The 15,578-nt window shown below is 63.3% G+C and carries 15 protein-coding genes and 1 tRNA gene; 6 read left to right on the plus strand and 10 right to left on the minus strand.

Features of this window, described 5'->3' with window-relative positions; genetic code table 11:
- Positions 1–5: 5 nt before the first annotated feature.
- Entirely contained in the window at positions 6–1,511 is a 1,506-nt protein-coding gene (locus GA645_RS19875) for an MDR family MFS transporter (protein ID WP_256676202.1), read from the plus strand.
- A gap of 154 nt (positions 1,512–1,665) precedes the next feature.
- Here the strand turns inward: GA645_RS19875 and uvrB are convergent, their stop codons facing one another.
- The gene (uvrB, locus tag GA645_RS19880; RefSeq protein WP_152224685.1) at positions 1,666–3,681 is read right to left on the minus strand and encodes an excinuclease ABC subunit UvrB; all 2,016 of its coding nucleotides are present in this window, start codon (positions 3,679–3,681) and stop codon (positions 1,666–1,668) included.
- 183 nt (positions 3,682–3,864) lie between these two features.
- On the opposite strand from uvrB, the gene GA645_RS19885 reads away from it, so the two are divergent.
- Together GA645_RS19885 and GA645_RS19890 are read left to right on the plus strand one after the other, a co-directional pair.
- Positions 3,865–5,061, plus strand: a complete 1,197-nt coding sequence (locus GA645_RS19885; RefSeq protein WP_152224686.1) for an amino acid aminotransferase — start codon at positions 3,865–3,867, stop codon at positions 5,059–5,061.
- A 68-nt stretch (positions 5,062–5,129) separates the two neighbouring features.
- Positions 5,130–5,205: transfer RNA gene (locus GA645_RS19890), tRNA-Asn, on the plus strand.
- A 236-nt stretch (positions 5,206–5,441) separates the two neighbouring features.
- Here the strand turns inward: GA645_RS19890 and GA645_RS19895 are convergent.
- The 9 genes from GA645_RS19895 to GA645_RS19935 form a co-directional block, all read right to left on the minus strand.
- Entirely contained in the window at positions 5,442–5,789 is a 348-nt protein-coding gene (locus GA645_RS19895; protein WP_152224687.1) for a ComEA family DNA-binding protein, read from the minus strand.
- A gap of 192 nt (positions 5,790–5,981) precedes the next feature.
- Complete coding sequence (locus GA645_RS19900; RefSeq protein ID WP_152224688.1) at positions 5,982–7,970, minus strand: nucleoside-diphosphate sugar epimerase/dehydratase; 1,989 nt, start codon at positions 7,968–7,970, stop codon at positions 5,982–5,984.
- A gap of 73 nt (positions 7,971–8,043) precedes the next feature.
- The gene (locus GA645_RS19905) at positions 8,044–9,069 is read right to left on the minus strand and encodes a glycosyltransferase family 4 protein (RefSeq protein WP_152224689.1); all 1,026 of its coding nucleotides are present in this window, start codon (positions 9,067–9,069) and stop codon (positions 8,044–8,046) included.
- Complete coding sequence (locus GA645_RS19910) at positions 9,066–9,983, minus strand: SDR family oxidoreductase (RefSeq protein WP_256676203.1); 918 nt, start codon at positions 9,981–9,983, stop codon at positions 9,066–9,068. The genes GA645_RS19905 and GA645_RS19910 overlap by 4 nt, the downstream gene beginning before the upstream one ends.
- Before the next feature lie 105 nt (positions 9,984–10,088).
- Positions 10,089–11,240, minus strand: a complete 1,152-nt coding sequence (locus GA645_RS19915) for a tetratricopeptide repeat protein (protein WP_152224691.1) — start codon at positions 11,238–11,240, stop codon at positions 10,089–10,091.
- Positions 11,233–11,538 carry a lipopolysaccharide assembly protein LapA domain-containing protein gene (locus GA645_RS19920; protein WP_152224692.1) on the minus strand — a complete coding sequence of 102 codons (306 nt, stop codon included), beginning with the start codon at positions 11,536–11,538 and terminating at the stop codon, positions 11,233–11,235. Before GA645_RS19920 ends, GA645_RS19915 begins: the two co-directional genes overlap by 8 nt.
- Before the next feature lie 30 nt (positions 11,539–11,568).
- Complete coding sequence (gene ihfB / locus GA645_RS19925; protein ID WP_015478091.1) at positions 11,569–11,853, minus strand: integration host factor subunit beta; 285 nt, start codon at positions 11,851–11,853, stop codon at positions 11,569–11,571.
- 202 nt (positions 11,854–12,055) lie between these two features.
- A complete protein-coding gene (locus GA645_RS19930) occupies positions 12,056–12,655 on the minus strand; it encodes an FMN-dependent NADH-azoreductase (protein ID WP_152224693.1) in 600 nt (199 codons plus the stop codon).
- A 151-nt stretch (positions 12,656–12,806) separates the two neighbouring features.
- Complete coding sequence (locus tag GA645_RS19935; protein ID WP_152224694.1) at positions 12,807–13,121, minus strand: 3-phosphoglycerate kinase; 315 nt, start codon at positions 13,119–13,121, stop codon at positions 12,807–12,809.
- 55 nt (positions 13,122–13,176) lie between these two features.
- Here GA645_RS19935 and GA645_RS19940 point away from each other — a divergent pair, with 55 nt between their 5' ends.
- Genes GA645_RS19940 through GA645_RS19950 form a run of 3 tightly spaced genes read left to right on the plus strand, consistent with a single transcriptional unit; the run spans position 13,177 to position 15,520 of the window.
- On the plus strand, positions 13,177–14,103 hold the full coding sequence (locus GA645_RS19940) for a LysR family transcriptional regulator (RefSeq protein WP_152224695.1): 927 nt from the start codon (positions 13,177–13,179) through the stop codon (positions 14,101–14,103).
- A 35-nt stretch (positions 14,104–14,138) separates the two neighbouring features.
- Positions 14,139–14,930 (plus strand): alpha/beta fold hydrolase, encoded by a 792-nt coding sequence (locus GA645_RS19945; RefSeq protein ID WP_152224696.1) that lies wholly within the window; start codon positions 14,139–14,141, stop codon positions 14,928–14,930.
- Between the two features lie 29 nt (positions 14,931–14,959).
- A complete protein-coding gene (locus GA645_RS19950; RefSeq protein ID WP_178119632.1) occupies positions 14,960–15,520 on the plus strand; it encodes a peptidylprolyl isomerase in 561 nt (186 codons plus the stop codon).
- The last annotated feature ends 58 nt before the right edge of the window (positions 15,521–15,578 follow it).

The following is a 15,578-nucleotide window of genomic DNA, read 5'->3' on the forward strand; positions in this document are numbered from 1 at the left end:
ACTGGATCGCTGTCTTCAGCGCCATGCTCGGCGCCTTCATGGCGGTCCTCGACATCCAGATCACCAACTCCTCGCTGAAAGACATCCAGGGCGCGCTGGCCGCCACCCTGGAGGAAGGCTCGTGGATTTCCACCTCCTACCTGGTGGCGGAAATCATCATGATCCCGCTCACCGCCTGGCTGGTGCAGTTGCTCTCGGCCCGGCGGCTGGCCTGGATGATCTCCACCGGTTTCCTGTTCTCCTCCCTGCTCTGCTCCTTCGCCTGGAACCTGGAGAGCATGATCGTCTTCCGCGCCATGCAGGGTTTCACCGGTGGCGCGTTGATCCCACTGGCCTTCACCCTGGCACTGATCAAGCTGCCGGAGCACCACCGCCCCAAAGGCATGGCGCTGTTCGCCATCACCGCCACCTTCGCGCCCTCCATCGGCCCGACCCTGGGCGGCTGGCTGACCGAGAACTTCGGCTGGGAGTACATCTTCTACATCAACATCCCGCCGGGCCTGCTGATGATCGCCGGCCTGCTCTACGGGCTGGAGAAGAAGCCGCCGCACTGGGAGCTGCTGAAGAGCACCGACTATGCCGGCATCGTCACCATGGCCATCGGCCTGGGCTGCCTGCAGGTGTTCCTGGAGGAAGGTCACCGCAAGGACTGGCTGGAATCCAACTTGATCGTCAGCCTGGGCAGCATTGCCCTGGTCAGCCTGATCCTCTTCGTGATCCTGCAGACCTCACGCCCCAATCCGCTGATCAACCTGGGAATCCTGCGCAACCGCAACTTCGGCCTGTCGAGCATTTCCAGCATCGGACTGGGAATGGGACTGTATGGCTCGATCTATGTGCTGCCGCTGTATCTCGCGCAAATCCAGGGCTACAACGCCATGCAGATTGGCGAGGTGATCATGTGGATGGGCGTGCCGCAGCTGTTCCTCATCCCGCTGATTCCCAAGCTGATGAAGATCATCGAGCCGCGTCTGCTCTGTGCGCTGGGTTTCGGCCTGTTCGGCCTGGCCAGCTTCAGCTCCGGCGTGCTCAATCCGGACTTCGCCGGCCCGCAGTTCAACCAGATCCAGCTACTGCGCGCCCTCGGCCAGCCGATGGTGATGGTCACTATCTCGCTGATCGCCACGGTCTATCTGCAACCGCAGGACGCCGGCTCCGCCTCCAGCCTGTTCAACATCCTGCGTAACCTTGGCGGCGCCATCGGCATCGCTCTTCTGGCGACCCTGCTCGATAGCCGAGCCAAGGTCTACTACGACTACCTGCGCGAAGCGGTGGTGCCGGTGAACGGCGCGGTGGACGAGCGCCTGGCGCAACTGACCGCACAACTGGGCACCCAGCAGGCGGCACTGGGCAAGCTGAGCGAGATCGTCCACCAGCAGGCGGCGATCATGGCCTACAACGACGCTTTCCACGCCATCGGCATCGTCCTGGCGGTGAGCATGGTGGCAGTGCTGCTGACCCGTTCGCTACCGGCGGGTGCAGGTGCCGGGGCGGGAGCCGGGGCGCACTAAGCGCCCTCGTGCCACAACAATCGTTGTAGGAGCGAGCTTGCTCGCGAACCCCGTTTCACGCCGGAATCTCAGGGTGCAGTGCGGTTCTCGAGCAAGCTCGCTCCTACGAAAAGCCGTCCTGGCCGGTACTCGCCAACCGGCTCCCCCCCGCCACTCAGCCCATCGACACCATCCGATCGCGCAGCTTGCCGATCTCGTCGCGCACCCCGGCCGCGGCCTCGAACTCCAGGTCGCGGGCCAGCTGGTACATGCGCTCTTCCAGCTGCTTGATGCGCTTGGCGACCTCGTCCGGCGTGCGCAGCTCGTTCTCGTATCGGCCACTCTCCTCCGCCACTTTGGCCAGGCTACGGCGCTTGCCCTTGGCGCCCGGCACCACCGCGCCTTCGAGGATGTCCTTGATGTCCTTCTTCACGCCCCTGGGCACGATGCCGTGCTTGGCGTTGAACTCCAGCTGCCTGGTGCGGCGGCGCTCGGTCTCGTTGATCGCCCGCTGCATTGAGCCGGTCATGTTGTCGGCGTAGAGGATCGCCTTGCCGTGCAGGTTTCGCGCGGCGCGGCCGATGGTCTGGATCAGCGAGCGCTCGGAACGCAGGAAGCCTTCCTTGTCCGCATCGAGGATCGCCACCAGCGCCACCTCGGGCATGTCCAGGCCCTCGCGCAGCAGGTTGATCCCCACCAGCACGTCGAAGGCGCCGGCGCGCAGATCGCGGATGATCTCCACCCGCTCCACGGTATCGATGTCCGAGTGCAGGTAGCGCACCCGCACGTCGTGATCACCCAGGTAGTCGGTGAGGTCCTCGGCCATGCGCTTGGTCAGGGTGGTGACCAGCACACGCTGATCCTCGGCCACGCGCAGGCGGATTTCCGAGAGCAGGTCGTCCACCTGGGTGGTCGCCGGGCGGATTTCCACTTCCGGGTCGACCAGGCCGGTGGGACGCACCACCTGCTCGACCACCCGCCCGGCATGCTGGGCTTCATAGGGGCCGGGGGTCGCCGAGACGAAGATGGTCTGCGGGCTGATCGCCTCCCATTCCTCGAAGCGCAGCGGGCGGTTATCCAGCGCCGAGGGTAGGCGGAAGCCGTATTCCACCAGGGTTTCCTTTCGCGAGCGGTCGCCCTTGTACATGGCGCCAACCTGGGGAACGCTGACGTGGGATTCGTCGATCACCAGCAGCGAGTTGGCCGGCAGGTAGTCGTAGAGGGTCGGCGGCGGCTCGCCGGGACCACGCCCGGACAGGTAGCGCGAGTAGTTCTCGATGCCATTGCAGTAGCCCAGCTCGAGGATCATCTCCAGGTCGAAGCGGGTGCGCTGCTCCAGGCGCTGGGCTTCCACCAGCTTGTTGTTGGTGCGCAGGTACTCCAGGCGCACCTTGAGCTCGGCCTTGATGTGTTCCACCGCCTCCAGCAGCGTTTCCCGCGGGGTGACGTAGTGGCTCTTGGGGTAGAAGGTGAAGCGCGGCAGCTTGGTGATCACCTCGCCGGTGAGCGGATCGAAGGCGGCGATGTTCTCCACCTCGTCGTCGAACAGCTCGACGCGGATCGCTTCCAGGTCCGATTCCGCCGGGAAGATGTCGATGACGTCGCCGCGCACGCGGAAGGTGGCGCGGGCGAAGTCCATGTCGTTGCGGGTGTACTGCAGGCTGGTCAGGCGGCGCAGCAGCTCGCGCTGGTCCATCTTGTCGCCACGATCCAGGTGCAGCACCATCTTCAGGTAGGACGCCGGGTCGCCCAAGCCGTAGATCGACGACACGGTGCAGACGATGATGGCGTCCTCGCGCTCCAGCAGCGCCTTGGTCGCCGACAGCCGCATCTGCTCGATGTGGTCGTTGATCGAAGAATCCTTCTCGATATAGGTATCGGAGGACGGCACGTAGGCTTCGGGCTGGTAGTAGTCGTAGTAGGAGACGAAGTACTCCACCGCGTTGTTCGGGAAGAAGGTCTTGAACTCACCGTAGAGCTGCGCGGCCAGGGTCTTGTTCGGCGCCAGGATCATGGTCGGGCGCTGCACCTGGGCAATGACATTGGCGATGCTGAAGGTCTTGCCGGAGCCGGTCACCCCCAGCAGCGTCTGGTGCGACAGGCCTGCTTCCAGCCCTTCCACCATCTGTCGGATGGCTTCCGGCTGATCGCCGGCGGGCTCGAAGCGCGAATCCAGCTGGAATAACGACATGGGAACCTCGCATTGACGTGTGACGCTTCGGTCGCCAAAGCGTCATACCAGTCGAAAAGCATGCGCGATAACTCGCAGCCTGCCATAGAGGCCTATATAATACCGGCCCGTCGACGCAACCCCCAGCGCCGTGAGCGGGGGGTTGCAATTGCACTTCACTCCCGCCTTAGAGCTGCTGCCAAAATGAGTCTGTTCTCCGCTGTCGAAATGGCCCCTCGCGACCCCATCCTGGGCCTGAACGAAGCTTTCAACGCCGATACCCGTCCGGGCAAGATCAACCTGGGCGTTGGTGTGTACTACAACGAGGAAGGCCGTCTCCCGTTGCTGCGCGCCGTCCAGGCCGCGGAGAAGGCCCGCATCGAGGCCCACGCTCCGCGCGGCTACCTGCCGATCGAAGGCATCGCCGCCTACGATTCGGGCGTGCAGAAGCTGCTGTTCGGGGCTGACTCCGAGCTGCTGGCCGAAGGCCGCGTGGTGACCACCCAGGCCGTCGGCGGTACCGGCGCGCTGAAGACCGGCGCCGACTTCCTCAAGCGCCTGCTGCCCAACGCCACCGTCGCCATCAGCGACCCGAGCTGGGAAAACCACCGCGCCCTGTTCGAAGCCGCCGGTTTCCCGGTGCAGAACTACCGCTACTACGACGCCGCCACTAACGGCGTGAACCGTGCCGGCCTGCTGGAAGACCTGAACGCCCTGCCCTCGCAGTCCATCGTTGTGCTGCACGCCTGCTGCCACAACCCGACCGGCGTCGACCTGACCATGGACGACTGGAAGCAGGTCCTGGACGTACTCAAGGCCAAGGGCCACGTGCCCTTCCTCGACATCGCCTACCAGGGCTTCGGTGACGGCATCGACGAAGACGCCTCCGCCGTGCGCCTGTTCGCCAAGTCGGGCCTGAACTTCTTCGTTTCCAGCTCCTTCTCCAAGTCGTTCTCGCTGTACGGCGAGCGCGTCGGCGCCCTGTCGGTCGTGACCAACAGCCGCGAGGAGTCGACCCGCGTCCTGTCCCAGGTCAAGCGCGTAATCCGCACCAACTACTCCAACCCGCCGACCCACGGTGCCAGCGTCGTCGCCGCCGTGCTGAACAGCCCGGAACTGCGTGCGGTCTGGGAAGAAGAACTGGGCGAAATGCGCACCCGCATCCGCGCCATGCGCGTAGCCATGGTCGAGCAACTGGCCGCCCTGGGCGCCAAGCGTGACTTCGGCTTCGTTGCCCAGCAGCGCGGCATGTTCTCCTACTCCGGCCTGACCGCCGAGCAGGTAGAACGCCTGAAGAACGAGTTCGGCATCTACGCCGTCGGCACCGGCCGTATCTGCGTCGCCGCGCTGAACAACGGCAACCTGGACACCGTTACCCGCGCCATCGTCCAAGTGCTGTAAAAAATAAGGGGAAGTCGTCGCAACAATGTTGACTTCCCCTTTTTAATCAGTAAGATACGCCCCGTTGTTCCGCGATAGCTCAGTCGGTAGAGCAAATGACTGTTAATCATTGGGTCCCTGGTTCGAGTCCAGGTCGCGGAGCCAAAATTCAAAGCCCTCGGCACATGCCGGGGGCTTTTTTATTGGGCCTCTGGACTCTCACCAGGGACTGCGTCCCAGGTGATTCCCCCTTCGGGGCCGCGCTGAAGCGCGTTCGGCTGACGCCGTCGAGTCCAGGTAGCGAAGCCAAAATTCGAAGCCCTCGGCATATGCCGGGGGCTTTTTTATTGGGGCAAGAAAAAGCCGGTCATCGACCGGCTTTTCCTGCCACCTGGCAAGGCTCAGAGCGAAATCCTGTCCCGATTCTTGTCCAGGGTTCCCTTGCCAATCCCCTTCACCTCCAGAAGCTGGTCGACGCTCGTGAACGGGCCGTTGGCCGTACGGTAATCGATGATCGCTTGCGCCTTGACCTTGCCAATGCCTTTCAGCGACTTCTGCAACTCTTCCGCGTCCGCGGAGTTGATATTGACAGTGGTGGCCTGCGCGGCCGACGCCTTGCTGGCGGGCGCGGTGGACTCGACGGCAGGCGTCGCAACGGGCTGAGGCGTGGTGGCGGCACTGGTGACGCCAGCGAAGGAAAGGCTGGCCAACAGGATGATGCTTGCGATGGAAAGCAGGCTCTTCTTCATGGATCGTTCCTTGACGTATCAGATTTCAAGGCGGCGCCATTGCGCCGCCTTGAAAACATATCGCCAGGAATGCCCGTGAAAACGCCGGTTTAAAGAGTCGGCGGCAGTTTCCGCCAACGCCGACAGATCACAAGGAAAGGACTGACAATGCACGCAGATGCGGCTCTTCCGCCGTCTGCTAGGAACCCGCGATCAGGGCTCCATGCGCCGATGCTGGTGGATGAGATCGACGATATCGCCTTCCGGGCAATAGCCATTGACCGTTTCGCGCAGAAGCTGGCGCACCCGAGCATAGTTGCCCTGATCCACCGCCTTGAGCAGGTCGACCAGCACCAGCTTGAAGCCCTCCCAGGGCATCAGCTCTTCGTTGGCCTTCATGATCATGGGGTGCTCGGTGGCGCTGACGTCGTCGCCGATCAGCAGCTCCTCATACAGCTTCTCGCCGGGCCGCAGCCCGCTGAACTCGATGGAAATGTCACCCTGAGGCATCCGTTCGGAGCGCACGCTCAGACCGGAAAGGTGAATCATCCGTTCGGCCAGTTCGAGGATCTTCACCGGCTGCCCCATGTCGAGCACGAAGACGTCGCCGCCGCGCCCCATCGAACCCGCCTGGATGACCAGTTGGGCGGCTTCAGGGATCGTCATGAAGTAACGGGTGATACCGGGATGTGTGACCGTCACCGGCCCGCCGCGCTTGATCTGCTCGCGGAACAGCGGAATCACTGAACCGGACGAACCCAGCACATTGCCGAAGCGGACCATGGTGAAGCGGGTCTTGTTGACCTGATGCACACCGGACTTGTCGCCGAACAGCACCGGCGCCGACTCCTGGCTCAACGCCTGCAGGATCATCTCAGCCAGCCGCTTGGTGCTGCCCATGACATTGGTCGGGCGCACCGCCTTGTCGGTGGAAATCAGAACGAAGTTCTGGACGCCGGCCTGTACCGCCACCTGGGCCGTATGGAGCGTTCCGAGGACGTTGTTGAGTACGCCTTCGGAAATGTTGTGCTCGACGATCGGCACATGCTTGTAGGCCGCGGCGTGATAAACGGTGGCCACCTTCCAGGTGCGCATGACGTCGAGCAGCCGTTCGGGGCTGCGCACCGAACCGAGGATCGGCACCAGCTGGACCGCCAGGGATTCGCGCTTGACGCGCATATCCAGCTCCTGGTGCACGCGATAGAGGTTGAACTCACTGTGCTCGAACAGGACCAGCACCGTCGGCGCGGACGCCAGGATCTGGCGGCAAAGCTCCGAGCCGATGGAGCCGCCCGCCCCCGTGACCATCACTGCCTGGCCACGGATGCAGTGCTCGAAAAGCTCCTTGCGCGGCTCGACCGCATCCCGCCCGAGCAGGTCGGCGATATCCACCTCCTGGATGTCATCCACCCGCACCCGACCATTGGCCAGATCGATGAAGCCGGGGACGCTGCGCACGTGCAACGGATAGGGTTCCAGCAAACCCAGGATCTCGCGGCGACGCGCACGCGAGGCAGACGGAATCGCCAGCAGCACTTCCTGCGCACCGGTCTCCTCGATCAGCTGCTGAATGTGCTTGGGCTTGTAAACACGAAGACCGGCGATGATCCGATTGGCGATCTCGTCGTCGTCATCGATGAAGGCCACCGGCCGCATGGCTCGTCCCAGGCGCAAGGCCGCGGCCAGCTGGTTACCGGCCGAACCGGCGCCATACACTGCCACCTTCGGCAGGCCATCCTGCTTGCTGAAGAAGGGCACCGCCTGAACGGCGCTGTACCAGTCGCCCATGAAGTACTGCCGCATGGCCAGACGCAGGCCACCCACCATCAGCAGACTGAGCCACCAGTAGTTCAGCACCAGGGAACGCGGCACCGCCTCTTCGACCGAGCGGTTCCAGTACACCACCAGCGACAGCAGCAGGGAGGACAGCGTTACCGCCTTCCAGATCGCGATCAGCGCGTCATTGCCCAGGTAGCGCATCACCGCGCGGTACATCCCGAAACGGATGAACAGCGGAATCGCCACTATCGGCGCAGCGACGAACAGCCAGCCATGCACGCGCAACGGATACGAGAGGTCTTCCGTCCCCAGTCGGACGATGAACGCCATCCAGAGCGAGAACCAGACCAGAGTGATATCAGTGACGACCTGCAAGAGTCGCTTGTACCGTCGCGGAAGCCTTAGCAGGCGTTCTCGGAGCATTTGTGCTTGTCCTTCATCGAGAGCGGGAAAACACGCTCTTCCCCGCTACATTGACCACCATTTCCAATGGAGTTCAGCTCACATCCTGATCATCCGGACGACCTGCACCCAGACGAGCTACGACAAGCACCAAAGGAGCATAGGCCACAATCAGTGCCAGCAAACCGGAAACCCATCCCAGACTGACCACAATCGCCAGTGGCGCCAACCAGCACAGGTTGATGCCGGTAATCGCCAGGGAAACCCGCAAGTGGCTGCCATAACGCCGCGAAGCACGCTGGTAGGCGTGGCTGCGATGCGCTTCATAGACCCGCTCACCGCGAATCAGGCGATGGAGCAAGGTATAGCTCGCATCCACCACGAAGACTCCGAGCAGGATCAGCCAACTCCAGAGCAAGGGCGGCGATACCCAACCCGCCTGGAGCGCCATCCCTCCCAGTACCACCCCGAGAAAGCCACTGCCGGCATCCCCCATGAAAATACGCGCCGGAGGGAAATTCCATACCAGGAACCCCGCGGTCGCCATGGCCAGGATCAACGGAAGCCACGTCTTGCCGCCTGCGCCGACCAGCCCATAGCAGAGGGCGCCAGCCAGGCAGACACTGATGGCTTCCAGACTGGCGATGCCATCGATGCCATCCATGAAGTTGTACAGGTTGAGCAGCCAGACGAGAAATACCAAGGCTAGCAGATCTCCCGCCAGCCCCAGGTCAATCGCGCCCCAAGGCGTGGACAGCGCCGGCAGCCCCCCAACCCAGTACATCAGCCATCCGGCGCCGAGGAAGTGCCCAAGCAGACGCCAGCGGGCAGGAATATGCCGGTGATCATCCAGAAAGCCTAAAGCCGCCACCCAGGCGCCGGCCGGCAGCAGGGCCACCAGGCTACGAACGTCCACGGTCCCCAGGACACCCGCCAGCGCCAGGCAACCGAGAAATCCCAGCACAATGGCGACACCGCCGCCCCGAGGCGTCGGAATCCGGTGCGAACTGCGGTCATTGGGAATATCCATGATGCTTCGCGCCAACGCGTAGCGCCTTACTCCCCAGGTCATGGCCCACGACGCCAGGAAAACAGCCGCCAGCAATACCCCCATGCTCATTGACCTCGACGCTCCCTGTACCATTGCGCGGTTTCCCGGATAGCCTGCCGCACCGATACCGGCGGCTGCCAACCCAGGACCTGGCAAGTGGACAAGATATCCACCTGCAATGAGCCGAGCAGACGCTGCACCTGCTGGCTACGGCCGGTGAGCAGCCCCAATGCCCGCAGGGCCGGGGCCGGCACTGGCAGCAACCGCGGGCGCACGCCCAGCCCCTCACTCAGTTCGCGGCATAGCTGCGCCGTGGACATATCCTGTCCATCACTGACCAGGAACACCTGACCGACAGCCGCGGGGTGGCGCGCGCACAGCAGAAGCAGATCAACCAGATTGTCCCGCGCAACCAGGCTACGGCGATTGTCGATGGACGCAAAAGGCAATGGCAGCCGCCGTTGCAGCGCCCCCATCAGACTGGCGAAATTGGCTTTGACGCCTGGCCCATAGACCAGCGGCGGGCGCACCACCACCACCTCCAGACCGGTCTCCTCGCCCATGGCGAACAGCATCTGCTCCGCTTCCAGCTTGGACTGGCCATAAGGGTCCTGCGGCTGCGCAACCGAATCCGCGCGATAAGGCCGTCCCGGCTCGGTTTCCTCGCCATTGACCTTGATGGAACTGAGGTAGACGAAGCGTTTCACGCCTGCGGCGACAGCCTGCCGGGCCAACTGGCGAGTCGCCTCGACGTTCACCGCACGGAACTCGGCCAGCGGATCGGCGGCGCGCTCATCCATGACATGCACCCGCGCGGCGGCATGAATCACCACATCGATGCCCTGCATGGCCTCATCCCAGTGTTGGGACGCACTCAGGCCATCGATACGCACACACTCGACGCCAGCCGGCAACTCATCCGGAGGCCGCCGTACGGCGATGCGCACACGCACGGCCGGCTCCGCGCACAAACGCGCCAGCATGCCCCGACCGACAAAACCTGTTGCGCCCGTCAGTAAAACTTTCAATCCTGTACCTGCAGAAACTGACGCCGACGGCGTCATCCAGAGTGTCGAGCGAAATAGCGCTTAAAGGGGCGAGATGACCGGCCGCAACGCGTTCCAGGCATGGCAGCTCGGACACTGCCAGTGCAGCTCCCGTCCGGCAAAACCGCACCGGCTACAACGGTAGCGCGGCATTGTCCTATACAAGCCGATGATAATAGGAGCAATTTTTTCGATGCTGGAAGGATTGTCGCCAGCCCCCCCGAGTCCATCCAGGAACTCACCGACGCCCTGCCAGGAGGGGCGTTGCTCGACACGCCTCAACAGACTGTCGCGCCAGTGCGCTGCAACACTGCCCTCCTCGGTCTCGGCCAGGACAGCCAGAATCAATGGCGGCACCTCTTCGGCTTCCGCCAGGTTGCGGAGAAATTCGCGGATCAGCGGCACATCCAGGCCATCGTAGCGCCGCAGCAACGGCACGATCTCCCCAACAAAAGCCTTGGCGTCCCGCGCTACTTCACCCATGGTGGCGACAGCCGCAGGGTGGTCCTGCCGCCAGAGCTCACAATCCAGCCGCATCAGCAATGCCCGCACGCAATGCCGATCCACCCGGCGGGCCTCGCGCAGCAGCTCCTGCATGCCGCTGCGGTCACCGCCACGCCCCTTCTCCAGGGCCAGCTCGCAATAGTAATTCGCTAGCGCCGCAGTCAGCTCGGGGCGACTGGGCACCAACTGTGCCGCCAGCTCGATCGCCCGGGACCAATCCTTCTCCCGCTCGCAGATCAGCCGCTGCTCATCGAGCGCTTCCAGCGAAATCGGCTCGCCCGGCAGGTGGATCAGCTCATCCAGCAGTTCCTCGGCACTGCCGAGCAACCCACCGGCAATGAAGTCCCGCGCCAGCTCCAGGCGAACCTGGGAGGCCAGTGAAACATCCTCGCCTGCGCGCCCCAGGAGGTCCTGGTGAATATGAATGGCTTTCTCGATGTCGCCCCGGCGGCGGAACAGGTTGCCGACGTGCAGATGGCTTTCCAGTGTCTCAGGGCTGAGCACCAGTCCCTGGGAAAGGCTTTCCAGCGCGTCGTCGGAGTGACGCTCCAGCAAGTTGTGCATGCTGTGGATACGCGAGCGCAGGTCATTGCCTGCGCTGGGAAAGGGCTGCGAACGCGAACGACGCCCCATCCACCAGCCGATGGCCAGGGCGCAGAAGAAGAACAGCGTCGCAAGAACGCTAGGCATGATCCGTCAGCGACTTGTCACGCAGCGCGTCGTTCTCCTTGCGGAAGCGGGTGATTTCAGAGCGCATGCCGGCCATGCGGACACGCGCCCGGGCATGAACAGGAATGCTCATCAGCAGGCCAATCAACCCGCCGAGGATGAAGGCCAGGGAAACGAACACCACCAGCGGCCATTGTGGCGACTGCCAGCCGAGGAAGGTCAGTTGCGCGGGCTGGAGGTTTTCCAGAACGAAAACCACGACCACGGCGGCCAGCACGACCAGCGCGAGGATGAACAGGAAACGCTTTACCCGAAGCATGGAAACTCCTTCAAAACGGAAAACCCAGGCTCACTCGGGCTCGTTGACGCGGTCGCGCAACTCCTTGCCGGGCTTGAAGTGCGGAACGAACTTTCCGTCCAGGCGCACGGATTCGCCGGTCTTCGGATTACGGCCGGTGCGCGGGGCGCGATAGTGCAACGAGAAACTACCGAAACCCCGGATTTCGATGCGATCCCCTGTCGCCAGAGCCTGGGACATTTGCTCAAGCATGGTCTTGATCGCCAGCTCCACATCCTTTGCGGAAAGCTGCCCCTGATGGGTGACGATTCTCTCGATCAACTCCGACTTGGTCATGGTTTTCCCTTCTTTTTCAAGCGGCTAGATCAGCTCAAGGTTCTTTTAGCATGCTGATCAGACTTTGAACAGCCCGAAGCGGGAGGATGTGATTCCTCCCCACCGGGCCAGCATCGGGAATAAAAAATGGCCGGCCTCCAGGGGGTAGGAGGTCGGCCACAGTCGCACCCAGGAGCGAAAGGGTGCGCAAGGGAAAGCGGGATCAGGCGACGGCGGCGAGCTGCGCCTTGGCCCTGGACAGGCCCTTCTCGGCGAACTCGGCCCCCATGTTCAGGCCTTCGGCATGGATGAAGGTGACGTCATGGATGCCGACGAAGCCCAGCGCCTGGCGCAGGTAGGGCTCCTGGTGATCCAGCGCGCCGCCGGCATAGACACCACCACGACTGGTGAGAACGAAGGCACGCTTGCCGGTGAGCAGCCCCTGCGGGCCGGTCTCGGTGTACTTGAAGGTGACGCCGGCGCGCAGCACATGATCCAGCCAGGATTTCAGGGTGCTGGGAATGGCAAAGTTGTACATCGGCGCAGCCAGCACCAGCACATCGGCAGCCTGCAGTTCGGCGGTCAGCAGGTTGGAGCGCTGCAGGGCTGCCCGCTCGATCTCGGACTGCTCCTGCTCGGGCTTCATCCAGCCGCCCAGCAGGTTGGCATCCAGGTGCGGCACCTGCTCGACGGCCAGGTCACGTACCTGGATCTCGTCCGCCGGGTGGGCGGCTTGCCACTGGGCGATGAATTCGCGGGTCAGCTGACGGGATACGGAGCCTTGCTGGCGGGCACTGCTTTCGATAACCAGAACGCGGGACATGGATTCGACCTCCATCGGTCAGTGACTTGTCGATGGAGTGAATCCTAGAGACTGATAACTCGATAAAAAAGCGTAAATAATCGCTACTAATTATCGAATAAATTGATTTTCAGTGAATCTGCTTCTAGTCTTGAGCGGGTACTGGAGGCTGTCAGGCCGGCGTACAGGTGAGCTTGATGCGCAGCTTGATGACCGCTCGGCTGAAGCTGGAAGCCATGTTGGCGTCCTTGCCCGGCTCCAGGGTGGCCTTGCGCACATGGGGTGTTTCCGGGCCATTGACGAACACTGCAGTGCAGGTCACCGACTTCTCACCATGGTTGTGCAACAGGATCGCCCCCATCCGGTCGCCGATGTCCTGGGTGTCATAACTGACTTCGGTGCCATTGAGCGTCTTCTCGACCTCGATGGGATAGGCCAGGGCGGTCAGCGGCAACATCGCCAGTACGGCACAACCGATTTTTTTCATGGCGGTCTCTTCTTGGTTTTATCCGGACCGCCAGATTAGACAAGAGGAAGCGAGGATGAAAGCGCCCCGCGTTACCCTGGATCAGTGGAGAACCCTGCAAGCCGTGGTCGATCACGGAGGCTTCGCCCAGGCGGCGGAAGCCATGCACCGTTCACAGTCGTCGATCAGCTACACCGTGGCGCGGATGCAGGAGCAGCTCGGCGTGCCGCTGCTGCGCATCGACGGACGCAAGGCGGTGCTTACCGAAGCCGGCGAGGTGCTGCTGCGACGCTCGCGCCAACTGGTGAAATCCGCCGGCCAACTGGAAGAGCTGGCCCACCATATGGAGCAGGGCTGGGAGCCCGAGGTACGCCTGGTGGTGGACGCCGCCTACCCCACCGTGCGCCTGGTCCGCGCCCTCTCTGCCTTCATGCCGCAAAGCCGTGGCTGCCGCGTGCTGCTGCGTGAAGAAGTACTCTCCGGCGTGGAAGAGGCCCTGGTGCAGGGGCATGCCGACCTGGCCATCAGCGGCCTGAACATTGCCGGCCACCTGGGCGCCGACCTGAGCATTGTGGACTTTGTCGCCGTCGCTCACCCCGACCACCCGCTGCATCGCCTGCAACGCGAAGTCACCCATCAGGACCTGGAAACCCAGATGCAGGTGGTGATCCGTGACTCCGGCCGTCTGCAGCCGCGCGACGTCGGCTGGCTGGGCGCCGAACAGCGCTGGACAGTGGGCAGCCTGGCCACCGCCGCCACCTTCGTCAGCAACGGCCTGGGCTTCGCCTGGCTGCCGCGGCACATGATCGAGCGCGAGCTGAAGGACGGCGTACTCAAGCCGTTGCCACTGACCCAGGGCGGAGTACGCGAGAGTCGCTTCTACCTCTACCCGAACAAGGAGAAGCCACTGGGCCCGGCCACGCAGATTCTCGTCGAACTGCTGACCACCTTCGCCAGCGTCCCCCTGGACGCCCATTTCGCCGCCCCTGAGAGCCCGGCCTGACGGCCAGGCCGCAGAGCTAGAGCAAGGAGCCCGCCATGCCCTTCTTCGACCACGCTGGCCACCGTTTGCATTACGAGGAAAGCGGCTTCGGCACGCCGGTGCTGCTGGTGCACGGCCTGGGCTCCAGCACCCGCGACTGGGAATACCAGGTACCGGAGCTGGAAAAGCACCACAGGGTGATCGCCCTCGACGTGCGCGGCCACGGCCAGTCGGACAAGCCACGCGAACGCTACAGCATCGGGGCCTTCGCCGAGGACGTGATCGCCCTCCTCGACCACCTCCACCTGGGCCGCGTGCATCTGGTCGGCATCAGCATGGGCGGCATGATCGGCTTCGAGCTGGCCACCCGCTGGCCGGAGCGGCTGAACAGCCTGACCATCGTCAACAGCGCGCCGGAAGTGAAACCCCGGACCCTGCGCGAATACCTGGAAGTAGCGCGCCGCCTGTTCCTCGCCCACGTGCTGGGCCTGGACACCGTGGGCAAGGCCCTGGGCAAGCTGCTGTTCCCCAAGCCCGAGCAGGCTGAGTTGCGCCACAAGATCCAGCAACGCTGGCCGCAAAACGACAAACGCGCGTACCTTTCCAGCCTGCACGCCATCATCGGCTGGGGTGTGCAGGAACGCCTGGCACGCATAACCTGTCCCACACTGGTGATCAGCGCCGACCGCGACTACACCCCCGTCTCGCTGAAACAGGCCTACGTTGGGAATCTGCCCAACGCCCGCCTGGTGGTGATCGAGGACTCGCGCCACGCCACGCCACTGGATCAGCCGGAACGCTTCAACACCACCCTGCTCGATTTTCTCGGGCAGGTCGACCATCCCTAGAACCTAACGGAAACATCCGCCAAATGACTCTGTTCAAACGCTTCCTGCTCGCCGCCTGCTCCCTGGTCCTGGCCGGTTCGGCAATCGCCGCCGATGCCAACAAGCCGCACGTGCTGCTTTCCACCAGCCAGGGTGAAATCGAAATCGAGCTGTACGCCGACAAGGCGCCCATTTCTGTGAAGAACTACCTGTCCTACGTCGACAGCGGCTTCTACAACGGCACCATCTTCCACCGCGTCATCCCCAACTTCATGATCCAGGGTGGCGGCTTCACCGAGGCCATGAAAGAGAAAGACACCCAGGCACCGATCAAGAACGAGGCCGACAACGGCCTGCTCAACGAGCGCGGCACCCTGGCCATGGCCCGCACCAGCGCGGTGGACTCGGCCACCAGCCAGTTCTTCATCAACCTGACCGGCAACGACTTCCTCAACCACGGCAATCGCGACTTCGGCTACGCCGTGTTCGGCAAAGTCGTACGCGGCATGGGCGTGGTCGACCAGATCGCCCAGGTCCAGACCGGCAGCCACGGCATGTTCCAGGACGTCCCGAAAACCCCGGTCGTCATCCTCTCCGCCAAGCGCCTGTGATGTACCGCGCACACGCCTGACGGAGACCATGTACAGCGGGTCCAGGATGGACCCGCCA

The sequence above is a fragment of the Pseudomonas sp. SCB32 genome (assembly GCF_009189165.1).
Taxonomy (GTDB): Bacteria; Pseudomonadota; Gammaproteobacteria; order Pseudomonadales; family Pseudomonadaceae; genus Pseudomonas.